We start from the raw sequence: 16,305 nt of genomic DNA on the forward strand, positions 1-16,305 counted from the left end.
GGACGATGCGGAGTGTGCGGCTTTGCTCGCAGGGAATCGTGTCCTCCCATGAGTAAATTTTCTCCTCAGTTCAAGCTTACGGTACTGGTGCTCGTGCTTGTTGCAACGATTTTTACCTCCTTCCTGTTGGGACGTTTCCCTCTCAGTCTATCAGATGTCATTTCTGCATTCGGCGGTTGGTTGGGAATTGCACCGGAGACGCACACTGCCTCCTCTGTCGTGATTGAATTGCGTTTGCCGCGCATCATCGGTGCGGTCATGGTTGGAGCGGCACTCTCCGTATCCGGAGCAGCCTATCAGGTCATGTTCCGCAACCCGATGGTCTCCCCTGCCATCCTCGGTGTCTCAGCAGGTGCGGCGTTTGGTACGGCGGTCGCCATTCTGTGGAGTGCATCCACATTTTTCATACATACAATGACCTTTGTCGGCGGTCTGTGCGCGGTCGCGATCACATACGTGATCGGTGCAAAGCTCTGCCGCGGCGGCAATACGACACTTGCGATCATCCTCTCGGGCATCATTGTGAGCACGCTCTTCACATCCCTGCTCTCCATGATCAAATATATCGCCGATCCTTATGATAAACTGCCCGTCATTGTCTACTGGCTGATGGGGAGTCTTGCATCCATTTCACTCGACAGTCTCTTCTTCCCGCTCATATTTATGGGAGCGGCATTCATCCCGCTCTTTCTCCTGCGTTGGCGCATCAATCTGCTCTCCTTTGGCGATGAGGAGGCACAGACACTTGGGATTCCCGTGGAACGTCTCCGTCTCATCGTCATTCTCTGCGCCACACTGCTGACGGCGGCGGCGGTTTCGCTCTCTGGCATCATCGGCCTAGTCGGTCTGATTGTGCCGCATCTCGTGCGCTTTATCGTGGGACCTGACTTCCGATTTCTCCTGCCGTGTTCGGCACTCATGGGCGGGCTTTTTCTGCTTGCTTCAGATAATCTCGCACGAACTCTGTGGACGATGGAGATTCCGCTTGGGATTCTCACATCACTCTTCGGTGTGCCGTTCTTTCTCTATCTGCTGATTAAATATCATCATGGCTGGGATTAAAGAGGGACGATATGTTACTGGAACTAAAATCGGTTTCCTGCGGCTATGGGAGCGTTCCCATCTTTCAAAATATTTCCTTTGCTGTCAATCGTGGAGAGACGCTCTGTCTGCTTGGCCCGAACGGCGTTGACAAAACAAGGCTCTTCAAGACGATTCTGGGGCTGCTGTCCCCGCTGGCGGGTGATATATTTCTATCTGGTGAGAATATGTCTGCATGGACAGCAGAGGAGCGGGCGCGACGCATTGCCTACGTCCCGCAGGTGCATACGCCCCCCTTCCCCTTCACCGTTCACGATGTCGTACTGATGGGGCGGGCTGCCCACATCGGCAGTCTCGGCATTCCCGGGAAAAGGGATCAACGAATTGCAGACGATGCGATCGAAATGCTTGGCATCGCACATCTTTCGCAAAAGATCTATACGAAGATCAGCGGTGGAGAACGCCAACTCGTCCTCTTGGCACGTGCCATTGCACAGCAGCCGCGGCTCCTGTGTATGGACGAACCCACGGCGAGCCTTGATTTCGGCAATCAGGTGCTCGTGATGAACCGCATCCGTGCGCTCAGTGCGACGGGGATCACGGTGATCATGACGACCCACGCCCCCAGTCATGCCTTTTACTGTGCCGACCAGACTGCAGTCATGGGACGGGACGGCGTGTTTTTCGTCGGTCATACAAATGAGATAATCACAGAGGAGCGTCTGGAAAAACTGTACGGAATTACGGCAAAGATTGTCGGTTATGCTGACATTCCTGAGACACGCACCTGTGTCCCCCTTCCTCCACAGTAAAAATAGAGCAGTGACGTATTGTGTGCGTCACTGCTCTGTTTTTAAGGAATCGATGATAAAATGAAGTCCGTCGTATTGGTGCAGATTTTTTGTCCTGTCAAGGAGACAAACCGGACGCATAGCAAAGGCTATGTGGAGGATTTGTCGACGAAGAGAGGGCGAAAAAGATGCGCTAAGACGGCGGTGCTGAATTTATCAGTGCTTCCTTAGATATCCCACATTTTTACTTCTGTGCCTGTATCAAGCAGGAAGAGATAGGATTCTTTAACCGGTTTGCCAAGGATGGTCTCTACGGCATCGCAGTAAAGATCGATCTGGAACTGATAGCGCGCCCGCGCAGCATCGGCGGAGATTTTACGATCGGTCTTGTAGTCGAGCAGGATGTAGTCACCGTTTTTCTCCTCAAAGAGGACATCGATGATGCCCTGCAAAAAGATCTGATCGCTGTCGTCCATCGCATCTGCATAATAGCGATGTGCCGGCAAAAGTCGTCCAAACGGAAGCTCACGATAGACTGCTGCTGCATCACGCATACGCTGTCCCAGTTTTGAACCGACAAACTTCCAGATCTTTCCAGGCTCAATGCTCCTGCGCTCCGCTTCGGTGAGAATTCCCTTTTCCAGAAGGACATCTGCCTGCCGTGCAATGGCATCGATGTCTGCGGCATCTCCCAGGTCGAGCTGCTGCATGACCGTGTGCATCGCTGTACCGCGCTCCATTGGAGTCAGATACTCCCGCTCTGTGGAACGAAGGAATCGCGGCACCTCCCATTCCTGCGGCGTATTTGACGAATCACCAACAGCAGGAAGAAGTGGAGCGACGGTTTCATCCTCAGCTGCTTGCCGGCGCTTAAGCTCGGTGACACTGGTCTTGGCATGGATCTGTGACGTTCCACGGAGATCATATTGCCAGCCCAGAACTTCCGCAACATGATCCGCGTCATCGCCCTCGGGAAGCGGTTGATCCTCACGTACGGCAGAGAGAATGGCATCCTCGTTTTCCTGTGCTTCTTTTTGTGTCGTGCGTATATTCTCGTCAATGATCCGTACATCGAAGCGCGCCTTTTGTTGACTTGGCGCACGGCGCACAATATCATCCGCATCGTCAAACAGCACTGCACCATCGGGATGCCGCATAAGGGCAAGGGCAATCCAATCGAGATAGCATTTTGCCCCGAGAACAGCCTCCTTTGGAAACACAGTATCCTCTGTCTGTGCGTATGTGAGACAATTCTCGCGCAGCTGCTCCAATGCGTCCCTGCCCTTGCGTGAAATGTTGAGTGTTCCAGTCAGAATGAGCTTTTCCTGCGCGCGTGTCATGGCAACATAGAGGATGCGCATTTCCTCCGCCATCGCTTCCCGGCGAATAACTGCCTTGACCTTCCTGCGTGACATGGTGTCGTATTTCTGCCGCCCTGTGACTGTATTCTCATGGACAAGAAGCCCAATCCCCTCGCGTGCATGGTGGAGCAGATCGCCCTTTGTATCCTGTGTATTGAATTGACCCGCGATATTCGCGAGAAAAACAATAGGGAACTCCAGCCCCTTGCTTCGGTGAATCGTCATAATGCGTACGACATCCTCTGTTTCGCCGAGGGTGCGTGCAACGGAGAGATCCGTTCTGCGGCGTTTCAACGCGTCAATATACCGCAGGAAGCGAAACAGACCGCGTTCGTTTGTCCGCTCAAAATCAGCAGCACGGTCGATGAGCATACGCAGATTTGCCTGACGCAGGACGCCGCCGGGGAGTGTGCCAACATAGTCATAGTACCCTGTGTCACGGTAGAGCATCCAAAGCAGCTCCGGGACACTGTGAATGAGAGCATAGTGCCGCCAGCCTCGAATACGCTCCAACGCGTGCGCCGCCCTTTCGTTGAGTTCGGGGGGAAGATCAGCCTCCGTCGCTCCGGTCAGCATATCGTAGACACTGCCAATCGGGGTATGGATGCGCAGTGTCGCCATCTCCTCCATCGTAAGCCCGATCATCGGCGATGTGAGTATGGCGGCAAGCGGCGTGTCCTGACGCGCGTTGTCAAGGACTGCGAGCAGGGATAATACCATGCGTATCTCGCTCGCTTCGAAATAACCTGCGGTATCATCTGCATACGCCGGCACATTCTCTGCACGCAGTGCGTCGAGCAGAATTCCCGCACGCCCCTTTGCACCCCGGAGGAGAATCACAATGTCCTTATTTCGGATGCTTTTCCCATTGTGAAGGACAGACCCATCCTCCTTGAGTTCACGAATGCGGCGCGCGATAAAATGTGCCTCAATCTCGAATGCCTTTCGCTCCTCTTCCCCCTGCTCCTCCTCGTCGACAGAATAATCGGCGCGCAGGAGGTTGATCTCCAGCGGTTGTGCCAGCGACTTTCCCTGCAACGTCTCACCAAACACGCGTCCCGGATTGAGACGTGCATTTTCGTCGTATGTGATCTCTACGGCCTCTTTGCTCATAATCTGTGAGAAGATCTCGTTGATCGGCTCGAGTACCTCAGCACGGCTGCGGAAGTTTTCGGACATGGTCACGAGTTCGCCTTCTGCGCTGCACGTACGATATGCCTCATAGGTATTCTGAAAGAGAGTTGGATCAGCCAGCCGGAAACGATAGATACTCTGCTTCACATCACCGACAATGAAACGATTGTGCTCACGTGCAATCTGGCGCAGGATTCCCTCCTGCAGTCCATTTGTGTCTTGGTACTCGTCCACCATGATGGCGGTATAATGCGCACGCAGCTCGTCAGCGATCTCCGTCGGATCGGCGATGGTCGGATCCGCCTGCAGCCGCTCCGGATGTTTGCAGAGAAGGGTGAGCGCCGTATGCTCGAGATCACTGAAATCGAGAATGCCGCGTGCCATTTTTTCTTTTTGAAGGGCTGTATGAAATTTCATTGCAAGGCTTGCGTATGCACGAATGGCAGTATTTGCACGGTTCTCTGTTTCGCACAGTTCCTGCGAGGTTGCAGGAAGCGGTGTAATGCAGGAATCCCATCCGGCATGAATCTTCTCCGTGAGCTTCAGCAGCTGTTCCCCGATTTTGGCATCGTACTCTTCGACAGCCTTGCGCGGAATGTTTTTCCTATTTTTTTTTGCTGCAGCCGCTTCCATGCGGAATGTGTCCCATGCTTTGTCATCGTTGGTATTCAGAGCCGCATTGAGTTCTCGTTTCACCCCCTCATAGAGTTCTTGATTATGTATGAGCGCATCGATGGTTTTTACGCAGGCCGCACGCAAGTCATGATCTTCGTTTAGGAGTGCGATCGCCGCCTCATAATCTGTGCAAACTTGAGTGATATTTCTTTGCAGCTCATCTGTGAGCATCCGAAATCCTCGGCGCTCCCAACATGGAGCGTCATCGCTTTCCTGCCCCTGTGCAGCCAGCCATGTCATGGGCGATGGCTGGCTGAGCGAAAAGGCGTACAGATCAAGAATCTCATTTTGCAGCTTCTCATCATCTCCCTTGATTCCACCGTAGGCATCGGCAAAGTATAGAAAGTCCGCTGCAGCGGTCTCATACTCATGTTCAAGCATCTGCTCAAACACATCGTTTTTCAGCAGATGTATTTCCTGCTCGCTTGCAATCCGGAATGTCGGAGGAATCTCCGTTGCGTCAATGTGCGACTGTATCAAGCGCTGGCAAAAGGAATGAAATGTCGAGATGTCTGCTCCCGTGAGCAGGACGCGCTGACGCTCCATAGCACTGATCTGTTCGAATGAACCGCCGCTTTCGGTCAGGACGTTGATCTCCTCATTGAGTGCCATCTCAATGCGTTCACGCATCTCTGAAGCAGCTGCCTTGGTGAATGTGAGGACAAGGATATGATCCAGGGACAGCTCTCCTCTGCGTACCTGCGAGATAATGCGTTCGACTAGAACGCGGGTCTTACCGGAACCTGCTGCCGCCGCAACGAGAATGTTCTTTCCTCGAGTCTCAATCGCTTTTTTTTGATCTTCGGTAAACTGCATCTTCTCTGCCATCACTCTTCACCTCCCTGCATAATGATTTGTGCAATCTCTTCCATCGCCGTCTGTGCATTATCCGCAATATCATGGTAGCAGTCCCCCCGCCCAAGATCCGGCTCAAAGGCACAGACGGAGCGATAGGCACAGAAGGTACAGGCATTTCGATTCTGAAAACGATAAGGAGAGACACGGATATTGCCATGCAGGATCTCCTCGGCTGTCTCACGGATCAGGACAGGAAGATACGAAAGGAGCTGCTCAAATTCCTCCCGTGAGCGAATGAATTGTGCCGAACTCTTGGAAAGGCTGCCGCCTTTATTGAATGATATGCAGATGTGATCCGACATTTTATCAATCTTCTTCAAAATCTCTACATCATCGATCAACATACCCGTGAGCACCATGCCGTTTGCAACCTTTTGGTGCAGCGTATGATCGTCCAAACGCACATCGCTCTTGACGACGGGATTGACGACGGGCGCGTAGAGCATGCCTGCGGGAAACGTTTCCGCGTCACTGAGCAGGGAACGCACAACGAAGAGATAGAGCAGGAGCTGCATTTTCAGTCCGTGACGAATCTCCGGAAGAAGGAGTGATGTGCTGCCTGTTTTATAGTCAAGGACGAGATAGAGATCCTGCTCTTTGGTCAGGTCAAATCGGTCGATCTGTCCGCGCAGGGATAGTGTCATCCCACCCTCAAGCTGAAACTCCATCAAGGGGATGTGATCGCCGCGGCGGCCGAAGCTGATCTCAAACCCGTAGGGGTGAAAGGAAGATGCCTTCGCCCACGAGGTAAGATGTCGAATGACCTGTTGTGCCGTGCGCCGAATCCGCTCGATCCGGTGGCGGTAAGCCGCAGAACTCATCAGGATGGAGCTGCGTACACGCGGTACAATTTGCTGCAGCAGTTCATCAATCTTTGCTGCACTTTTGACCTCTGCCGCACACCAGTCATTCGCGTGTTCTCTACGAACCCACTCCCCGTACCCATAGAGAATCTCGTGCAGAAGCGTACCGAAGTCGCTGCTCTGAAACTCATAGACATCGCGTTCTCTGAGACCAAGTCCATACATTGCGAAGTGACGGAATGGACATTGACGAAATGTTTCCAGCCGCGTTGTACTTCCACTGATACGGCCGTTACGCGCAAACAGTTTGCCTGCAATTTGATCGGAGAGTTCTTCCTCTCGCGGTGATGAAAAAAGCCCCCGCACCATCAGTCTCAGCAGCGGCTGCATCGCTGGATTGTTGCGCATCCAGTTGTAGACATCGCCCCAGAGAGTCCGCATCTTCCCTTGCTCTTTCTGTCCCTGCAAAGCTCCGGCAAGCGATGAAAGCACCGGATATGGGGCAGAGAGAACGAGGTCGTCCTCACGTTCCAGCATGGCGAGCGGAATGGACAGAATATCCGGACAGAGCATGCGCAGACGTGCAATCAGGGGCGATGGAGCGAGCGCTGTTCCATCGACGGCGGAAAGTGCATAGGATACACATAGATATTGCCGCGCCTCTGTAAAACCGCGATAGAGCTGATAACGCTCCAAAAAGCTCTGCTCATGACTCCCGCCAAAGATTGTATGCTGTGTCTTCGCAAGGGATTCGCGAATGGAGAGTCGATCTGCATCCGACAGAACCCCCTGCGGCGATCCGGCACGCGGCATCGTCCCCGCATTTGCGCCGACAATATACGCTGCACGGATTCCTGCAAGACTGTTCTGATCAAATGCCGCTATTGTGACATGATCCAACCCCGGCGGAATGAGCGAGATTTCGAGCGCATCCAAGCCATCTCCCAGCAGCTCCTCGAAGTCGCGGGCAAAGATGACCTGATCTCCGCTGACCTCAACCAGCTGTTCGAACAGTGCCATACAGGAAGACCAGATCTGTCTGTTTGCTGCGGCATCTGCCAGACGCCCTTCTGCATCAGCGACGCCCCTCCATAGTTCGAGGGTTTTTGGCACTTCAAGCTCCGTGAGAAAGTCATAGAGAGCCTGTGTACGTTCATACGCGGTACTGCCATCGCGGAAAAGATTCTGCGTCAATATGGAAAGTGGAGCCGCGATGCGTCTTCGGACGGAATCAAGAGCGATCTCCTCGGCAATCCGCAGTGCGTTTTTCTCCGTATCCTGTTCGCCTTCGGGGATCGAACGGCGAATAAAATTCCAATCCTCGGTGGCTGTCCACTGTTTTGCTGTACGGATTCCAAATGCCAGACAATAGTTTTCGAGCCGGTCTACAACCTCCTGCCAGTCACGACCAATCAAGCTCTCCATATCTTCCGTCAGGACGGGAAAAAATCCCGTACGCAGAGCGCGAAATACCGTATCATAGCCCCAGTTCCTCCATGCAATCTGTGCGGCAGCACGCAGGAGTTCGGCGAGCGGGTGATGTGTACTGGAACGCTTTGCATCCAGATAGCACGGAATCCCACAATCCGCAAACGCAAGTGTCAGGAGATCGCCATAGGTATCTATATCGCGCACGAGTACGGCAATCTCACGATAGAGACAGCCCTCCTCCCGTGCGAGGCGCAGGACATCCGCCGCCACTGCCTCCGCTTCAAGGCGGGGATTGGCTGCCTCCACAAGTTTTAGCGCATGATCCTCTGCGGGCGCAAGACGTGCATGTCCGAACAGCTGCGCCTCGACGGCTCTGAGCAAGGGCTGCTGCAGGCGATGCTGTTTCTCCATAAGGCGGATTTTCGGATCCGCCGCCGGATCGAGTTCGGCAAGGAGCTGCACCAGAGCGTGCATTGTCTGATAGCTGCGTGCAAACAGCCCTGTCTCCATCGTGTTTTCAGGCAGATTGATTTGAACGCGGTCTCCATCACGCTGTCCATCCATTGTTAGGCTTACGTGAATAACATCAACCGTCTGGAAGAGTGCACGAAAAACCGCCATCTCCTGCGGATTGAAAAAGTCAAATCCATCTATCCAAATCTCTGCCCCGCGCAGAAAGGGGGCATTCCCCAGCTGTTCTGCAAGGCGTTCCATACGATCCGTCTGATCGGTCAGGCGTCCCTCCATACGCGCGGAGAGATCGTCCATAATGAGTGCAAGCTCCTTGAGCTTTTGAGAAAGCCTCCCCTGCGTATGTTCGCCATCATCGGCAGCATCGCGCAAAATCTCGGGACTCAGTCGGTAGCGTTTGAGTTCGGCAATGGTGCGTGCCAGTGTCTCGGTAAAACCGCGCTTGCCGACCGAGCGCGCAAATACCGAAAACGCCCCCTTGTTCTTGAGCAGAATGTCCTTGAGGAGGATACGTCTGCCGATATCGCTGATGCGCGGCAGATGTGCGCCCCCGGTCTCGAGGAGTACCTGCCGTGCAAGGCGGCGAAAACCGAATACATAAGCCTGCAAAAAACCCGCGCTGTCCGTCAGCGTCTGTGCGAGGGCACGCTCTGCGGCATAGGTCATGTGCTCGGGGACGAGGAGAATACGCTGCTTGCCCAGCGGGGCGTGTGCCAGCTCTTTTGCCATCGCCGTAAGACAGGCATGCGTCTTGCCCGTACCTGCACGGCCAATGATAAACTCGAGTTTTGCCGTCATAATGCCTCCAAGCCGCCCTGTGTGAAGCGTGCCTTACTGCCGTTTGCCGTACGCAGCACCTCGAGATGGACAGGGATACGTGCGCGCAGCTCCTCCACGTGAGAGATGATGCCAACGAGTCGCCCACCCTCCTGCTGCACCTCGAGGAGCGCCCTGATAGCAATGTCCAGGGTCTCGCTGTCGAGCGATCCAAAGCCCTCGTCAATAAAAATCATGTCGAGGTGCATACCGCCCGCATAGTGCTGCACGACATCGGAAAGTCCGAGTGCCAACGCAAGGGATGCGAGAAAGGTCTCTCCGCCGGACAGGGTGCGCGAAACACGCGGCAGTCCCGTATATTCATCGAATACATCGATCTCCAGCCCCCACCACTTTCTCTTTTCACCGCCTTCACCGTGTATGAGGCGGTAGCGCCCGCGGCTCATCATGATAAGCCGCGCGTTCGCGGCCTCAATGACATCACTCAGAATCGAGCGCAGGACGTATGTCTGGAAATGCACCAGATAGGGAGCTTTCGCTGCCGCAACGGAGGCGAGTTTGCCAATGACACGATAGCGCGCTGCACGGGCAGCACCGGCTTTCTCAAGCGCGTCAATGTCCCCCATCATGCGCGTGAGCGTCTTTTGCCGCTCCGTGCGGCTCCCCTGCTCCCGCGCGTGTTCTTGTACCGCTTGATCGGCAGCAGCCTCTGCTGCTTTGAGTGCCTCCATATCGGGAGCAATACATCCATCTGCTGCGCTCTTCGCCTGTTGAAACAACTCCTCTGCAGCCTTGCGCTCGCTGTCATACAGATTCAAACGCTCGCGCACCTTTTCCAGATGTTTGCTGTCTCCCCACTTTCCCTCAACCGCCGCATGGTATTCCTTCTCGGAGGCGAAGCCTGCTGCGTTCCATGCAGTCGCGTACTCCGTCTGTGCCGTTCGCGCACGCTGAGATGCCTCCTCAGCGGCACGCAGCGCCGCTGCCTGTGTGCTCTCCGCACGTGCATACGCGGCAGCACTTTCGTTAGCCCGCTCCAAAGCCTCCGTATATGCCCTTTTTTCCTGCGCCACTTCCTCTTTCAGACGGCGAATTTCTGCATCAATTTGTGCATGGTCGCGGTATTCCTGCGGAAGGTGTGCCTCAAGTGCAGCCTGTTCGCCCTCATGCTTGTGCAGGAGATCGCGATTTTTCTGTGCTTCTGCCTCCTGTGCCTGCTGATCTACAAGCAGCTTTTCCATTTGTTCCTTTTGTGCGGCAAGCTGTGTCGTGCGTTTTGCATGATCCGTCTCCGCTATTTTTAATTCCTCATCACGCTTTTGTACACGCTGCGACAGGCTTTCCAGCGTATCAGAAGCAAGATACTCGCTCAGCAGTTTCTGCTCATGGGCGCAGCTCTGCAGTGCACTCGTATGCTCTGCTTTTATTTTTTCCAGTCTGTGCGCGGCTTCCTGAACCATCTGTTCCGCAGAATCCACTGCTTTTGCGCATTCTTCCACCACCTGCTCGGATGGGATATCCTCCGTGTGCATGGCGGGCATCGGATGTGACAGCGCACCGCAGACGGGACAGGGAGCGCCGTCCGCAAGCGTCTCGGCAAGCCGCGCGGCACTGCCGAGATCATAGAGGGTCTGCATCTGCCGCAGCTTCGATTTCGCTGCTGTCAGCAGCTCCACGGAGGACTGCCATGTCTTCTGTGCAGCAGCTTCCTTTTGGCTCAGTTCTGCCGCCTGCACATTCAGTTCCTCCATGCGGACAGCGGAGTTCTGACAGCGCTTCAGGCGTTCTTGTTCATGCTGAACGGCCTCGCGTGTCGCCAATATTTTTTCAAGTGCGGCGATGCAATCTTCGTTTTCCTTGCGCTCTATGCTGAGCATCTCGATGCTGCGCGCGCTGTGTTTCAGACGCTCCTCGGCACGCACACACGATGCACGCAGCTCCTCTGCGAGCTTTCGGCAGGTATGGAGCTGCGTGGCGCGCTCCACATAGTCCGTGAGCACTTGAATGCGCTCTGCTTTCTTGGTGCGCTCCGGCTCCTGCTTCTCCGCAGCCTCACGTCTCTGCTGCGCCGCATGAAGCTCTTTTTGTGCAGTCTTGAGCTGTGTCTCTGCTGTTCTTTGTTCGTCTGTCTGACGTTTTTTCAATGCTGCTGCATCAATTGCCGTGTGCTCTTTGTAGAGAACAGGATGAGCACGTTCAGCACGTTCCAATCGAACCCGAAAATCCCGCACAGATTCTCCCTGCGCCTCTTTCTCTGCAAAGCGTTTCTGTGCAGCCGCAAGATCTTGTAATTTTTGTTCTGCCGCCGCGCCTGCCTCACGTGCACGTCGCGCATCCTTTTGACGATCCTCAAGGACTTTGAGTTCTTCAGCATGGCGGTCAATCGCCTCTTTTAGTCCGGCAATACGCGCGCGCAATTCATCGCTTGTGTTCAGATTTTCCGAACGAAGCATCTGGTCGATATGCTCGCGTTCCTCTTTTGCCGCATTTTCCAGATCTATGGACTCCTGAAGCAGGGCTTCTTCGAGGCGCTGATACCGCTCTGTACGAAAGATGCGCTGCATAATGGCACTGCGATCCTTCACCTCCGCAAGGAGAAAGCGCTGAAACTGTCCCTGCGGCAGGAGGACGACCTGACGAAACTGTTCCGCATCAAAGCCGATCAGCTGACCAATTCGATCTGATACATCGGTCACATTCGAAGCAAGCAGCAGCTCTTCTCCGTCCTCGCCCTCGTCCGGGAGTCGGTAGAGCTGCCCCTTTGCCGTACGCATTGTCATTTTCCCCCGTGACATACGCTCGTATGCCGGTGAGCGCAGGATCCGATAGCGACGGCGGCCAAGCGCAAATACATACTCTACTTCCGTCACTCGCTCCGGCGGTGCTGTGGAAGAGCGGAGTGTTGTACTTTTTCGGATATTACCGCTTGACTCTCCATACAGAGCAAATACAATGGCGTCCAGTATCGTGCTCTTTCCTGCCCCTGTCGATCCATGGATGAGGACGAACGGAGCATCTCCAAGAGCTTTTTCAAAATCCAATATCTGCTCCTCAACGTATGAACCGAACGCCTGCAGGCGTAGCTTGAGAGGTCTCATTCGGCACGTACCCCCTGTTCCATCAAATCAATCACATGGATGAGTTCGCCGCGCTCCGCCTCCGTCATCTCGGATGCGGTCACCTCCGTAAAGAAGTCGGAAAATAGATGCAGGTCGGACTTGCCGCGCTCGTATGTTCGCTCCGTTGAGGAAAGGCGATTGACATTGATGTTCGGACGTGTGATCGTAAATAGGTTCGGATAGATCTTGCGCAGCTTCTCATGTGCGGCAAGTACGGCATCCGTATCGAGCAGTTCTACGCAGATATAATCATCGTGTGCGAGCGTGTCAAAGCCATCGCTCATAATCTCTGCCATCGTGCCTTTTACAATGCGTACATCATGGCGCGGCACCAGTGGATAGAATGTATGAGTGGCATATCCCACAGCATCCAGTTCGATGAGTTCAATTCCCTTTTTCTGATGTGCTTCGTCAAAGGAGTATTTCAGCAAGGATCCCGAATAACGAATATGATCTGCTCCAGCTCGCTGCGGCGCATGCAGATGTCCAAGCGCTGTATAGTTGTATGCAGCAAAATTCTCCGCATGTACCTGATCGCTGCCGCCCACGGAGAGCGCATTCTCCGACTCTGAACTCTGCCCGCCGATGACAAAGGCATGGGCAACTGCCACGCTGCGTGCACCAGATGGAATCTGTTCGCGCGCCGCTGCAATCTGCGCAGCAATTGCACCGTCAAAGGACGGCGTTTCATCGAGAGTAAACGCCTCACGTACATGAGGGGGATCTCCATAGGGCAGGAGGGAGAAATAGACATCGCCAAATTCGTCCGAAAGAATGACAGGAGGCTCTGCTGCACGTACAACGCCTGCCAAATAGATGCCGGACGAACGAAGAAGCTGTGCGCCAAAGTCGAGGCGCACAGCACTGTCATGATTTCCGGCAATGAAGAGAACACGAATTCCCCGCTCGGAGAGCCTTGTCAATATTGTATTGAAGAGTTCCACCGCCTCCGGCGGTGGGATGGCGCGGTCATAGACATCTCCCGCAATGACGAGCGCATCTGGGTGCAGATCAGCACAAAGTGCAAGCAGTTCCTCCAATACATACGCCTGATCTTCTGTCATGTGCCGCTGCCCGAAGAGTTTTCCCAAATGCCAATCCGCCGTATGGATGAACCGCATGACATTCCCTCATTTCATATTATGATCGTGCTTCCTCAGCAAGAATTCCCGCGACCGATGAACTGCCGATTCCCAAGCGGTGGACGCCCATATCCAAAAATTTCTTTGCCGTCCGATAGTCCCGAATCCCGCCGGATGCCTTGACCTTGCATCGTCCACGTGCAGTCTCCAGCATGATACGAAGCTGCTCCTCCGTCGCGCCCGTCCCCAAGAACCCCGTCGCTGTCTTGACAAAATCCGCACCTGCCGCAATGCTGACCTCTGTTGCACGTGCGATTTCCTCGTCTCTCAGCTGACTTGCTTCAAAGATGACCTTGACAACGACATCCCGCGCATGAGCCGCATTCACAACGGCACGGATCTCTTCCTCAACTTCCGCCCATTTTCCGGAGCGTGCAAGGCCATAGTTCATGACCATGTCAAGTTCTTCCGCACCGTACTCCATATAATAGCGTGCTTCAAGCTCCTTGACTGCAGCAGGGGCTTTTCCATACGGGAAATCCAGTACTGTACAGACACGTGTTTTGCTGTTACGGCACAGTTCCACAGCAAGTGGAATGTCTGACGGCTGAACGCAGACAGAGCAGCATTCCTGCCTAACTGCCTCCATGATCGCCGCACGTATCTCATCGCTGGTCATGACAGGGTTCAGCGGGGAGGAATCAATATATCTGCTTAGTTTCATGTGCTATCCTTTCATTTCGATCGGAGCATCTCTTTGAGTGCCGCCTCGTCCAAGATCGGTATGCCAAGATCTTCTGCCTTCTGCAATTTGCTTCCCGCAGCGTCCCCGGCTACGAGATAATCGGTCTTTTTCGAGACGGAGCCTTTTACTGTGCCGCCATGAGAGGTAATGAGCGCGGTGCATTCCTCACGCGATAGTGTCGGGAGGGTGCCTGTGATGACAAAGCTTTTCCCTTCCAGTGATGTTCCTGCACGGACAATCGAAGCACTCTCAAAATTCACACCTGCTGCACGGAGTTTATCGAGCAGCGCCTCTCCAGATTCGGAGGAAAAGAAATCCGTGAGCTTCTGCACACTGACCTCTCCCATGTCAGGAACGGCACGAATGCGCTGCGGATCTGTACGCGCAGCCTCCTGCAATGCGTCAATGGATGGAAACGTCTGCATGAGTGAAATTGCCGCCGCACGACCGATGCCCGAGATCCCAAGCCCTGTAAGCAGACGATCCGGGGTGTTCATCTTGCTCGCTTCGATCGCGCTGAGACGATTGTCCACACTTTTTTCTCGCCCAATCACTCCGGAGGAAATCAATTCACTGCGATGCAGGTGGAGCAAATATATATCCGCAACATCATGCAGATAACCGCCCCGTGTGAGTGCAATGATCGCCGATTCTCCAAAGCCCTTGATATCCATTGCATTGCGGCTGACAAAATTCAAGATATGGTTCTCCACCTGTGCGGGACACGCGGGATTCTGACACTTCATATCGGCAGTATCTGTCTCCCGCACGGCATGAGATCCGCAGACGGGGCATTGATCCCCGATCACATAAGGAGCTGTTCCCTCCGGGCGCTTCTCCATGACGACCGCCTTGACCCGCGGAATGATCTCCCCCGACTTGTAGACGAGGATCGTGTCGCCGATGCGTACATCAAGGCTTGAAATACAGTCTTGATTATGGAGTGTCGCGCGTTCGACGCGCGTTCCGCAAAGCTGTACGGGATCGAAGACCGCCGTCGGCGTAATGCGTCCCGTACGACCGACGGAGAGTTCGATTGTGCGGAGAACGGTCTCCTTTTCCTCGGGGGGATATTTATAGGCGATTGCCCAACGTGGTGCCTTTGCCGTCGCGCCGAGCTCCGCGCGCTGCGCAAAATCGTTGACCTTAACAACGGCACCGTCAATATCATAGGGGAGTTCTCCCCGCCGTGCACCAATTTCCGTAATTGCTTTCCAGACCTCATCTGCTGTACGGCAGACGCTGTAATTGGCGATGATCTTAATCCCCTGCGCCCGCATAAACTCGTATGCCTCTGTATGCGAGGAAAAACTATGCCCCTCAGCACGCTGCAAATTGAATACAAACATGGAGAGTTTGCGCTCTCTTGTTACGCGAGCGTCCAGCTGGCGCAACGTCCCTGCCGCACAGTTGCGTGGATTTGCAAACGACTTCAGACCGAGCAGCTCCTGCCGTTCGTTCACCTCTGCAAACGCAGCACGCTCCATATAGACCTCACCGCGCACTTCAAAATACGGCAGCGGTTCATGCAGTTCTTCGACCACATCGCTGATGGCGCGTGCGTTCAGCGTGACATCCTCTCCCTGTACTGTGCCGTCGCCGCGTGTAATGGCACGGGCGAGTACGCCGTTCTCGTAGCGCAGCGCAAGCGACAAGCCATCAATCTTTTCTTCGACCACAAATTCTGCCGTCGGGAAATGTGAGAGAACACCCGTGACAAATGCACGGATCTCTTCCTCACTGAACACGTCCTGAAGGGACAGCATGGGTACATCATGCGGGACAAGTATGCCGACCTCGCGCTGTGCCGTCCCCCCCACCTTCTGTGTTGGCGAATTCTTCGTAATGAGTTCCGGATATTCCGCTTCAATCTTTTTCAGCCGCTGCATAAGCATATCGAAGTCATAATCCGAAATATCGGACGCATTCTCATCATAGTACTGCTTGGAATACGTTCGGATCTTTCGCCGCAGTTCGCTCAGTTCCGCCTTAATTTCCTTGATGTTACTCATACTGC

Annotated in this window: 9 protein-coding genes; 3 read left to right on the forward strand and 6 right to left on the reverse strand. The window is 54.2% G+C overall.

What is annotated here, in order from left to right; genetic code table 11:
* Positions 1 to 48: 48 nt before the first annotated feature.
* From C8273_RS11190 to C8273_RS13300, 3 genes are read left to right on the forward strand one after another with little or no spacing between them, the layout of a single operon-like run.
* Complete coding sequence (locus tag C8273_RS11190) at positions 49 to 1,062, forward strand: FecCD family ABC transporter permease (RefSeq protein ID WP_106627787.1); 1,014 nt, start codon at positions 49 to 51, stop codon at positions 1,060 to 1,062.
* 11 nt (positions 1,063 to 1,073) lie between these two features.
* Positions 1,074 to 1,853 (forward strand): ABC transporter ATP-binding protein, encoded by a 780-nt coding sequence (locus tag C8273_RS11195; protein ID WP_106627788.1) that lies wholly within the window; start codon positions 1,074 to 1,076, stop codon positions 1,851 to 1,853.
* A gap of 60 nt (positions 1,854 to 1,913) precedes the next feature.
* Positions 1,914 to 2,063, forward strand: coding sequence for a secretion protein HlyD (locus C8273_RS13300; protein ID WP_234344053.1), 150 nt, complete (start codon positions 1,914 to 1,916; stop codon positions 2,061 to 2,063).
* Here C8273_RS13300 and addA read toward each other — a convergent pair.
* The 6 genes from addA to ligA are packed head-to-tail and all read right to left on the reverse strand — an operon-like array spanning position 2,060 to position 16,300.
* Positions 2,060 to 5,830, reverse strand: a complete 3,771-nt coding sequence (gene addA, locus C8273_RS11205; RefSeq protein WP_106627789.1) for a helicase-exonuclease AddAB subunit AddA — start codon at positions 5,828 to 5,830, stop codon at positions 2,060 to 2,062. The genes C8273_RS13300 and addA overlap by 4 nt on opposite strands.
* Positions 5,830 to 9,363, reverse strand: a complete 3,534-nt coding sequence (locus C8273_RS11210) for a PD-(D/E)XK nuclease family protein (protein WP_106627790.1) — start codon at positions 9,361 to 9,363, stop codon at positions 5,830 to 5,832. The genes addA and C8273_RS11210 overlap by 1 nt, the downstream gene beginning before the upstream one ends.
* The gene (locus tag C8273_RS11215; RefSeq protein WP_106627791.1) at positions 9,360 to 12,440 is read right to left on the reverse strand and encodes an AAA family ATPase; all 3,081 of its coding nucleotides are present in this window, start codon (positions 12,438 to 12,440) and stop codon (positions 9,360 to 9,362) included. The genes C8273_RS11210 and C8273_RS11215 overlap by 4 nt, the downstream gene beginning before the upstream one ends.
* Positions 12,437 to 13,582, reverse strand: coding sequence for an exonuclease SbcCD subunit D (locus tag C8273_RS11220; RefSeq protein ID WP_106627792.1), 1,146 nt, complete (start codon positions 13,580 to 13,582; stop codon positions 12,437 to 12,439). Before C8273_RS11220 ends, C8273_RS11215 begins: the two co-directional genes overlap by 4 nt.
* Positions 13,583 to 13,601: 19 nt before the next feature.
* A complete protein-coding gene (gene deoC, locus C8273_RS11225; protein WP_106627793.1) occupies positions 13,602 to 14,267 on the reverse strand; it encodes a deoxyribose-phosphate aldolase in 666 nt (221 codons plus the stop codon).
* A gap of 11 nt (positions 14,268 to 14,278) precedes the next feature.
* On the reverse strand, positions 14,279 to 16,300 hold the full coding sequence (gene ligA, locus C8273_RS11230) for an NAD-dependent DNA ligase LigA (protein WP_106627794.1): 2,022 nt from the start codon (positions 16,298 to 16,300) through the stop codon (positions 14,279 to 14,281).
* Between the last annotated feature and the right edge of the window lie 5 nt (positions 16,301 to 16,305).

Source organism: Candidatus Centipeda massiliensis, assembly GCF_900290285.1.
Taxonomy (GTDB): domain Bacteria; phylum Bacillota; class Negativicutes; order Selenomonadales; family Selenomonadaceae; genus Centipeda; species Centipeda massiliensis.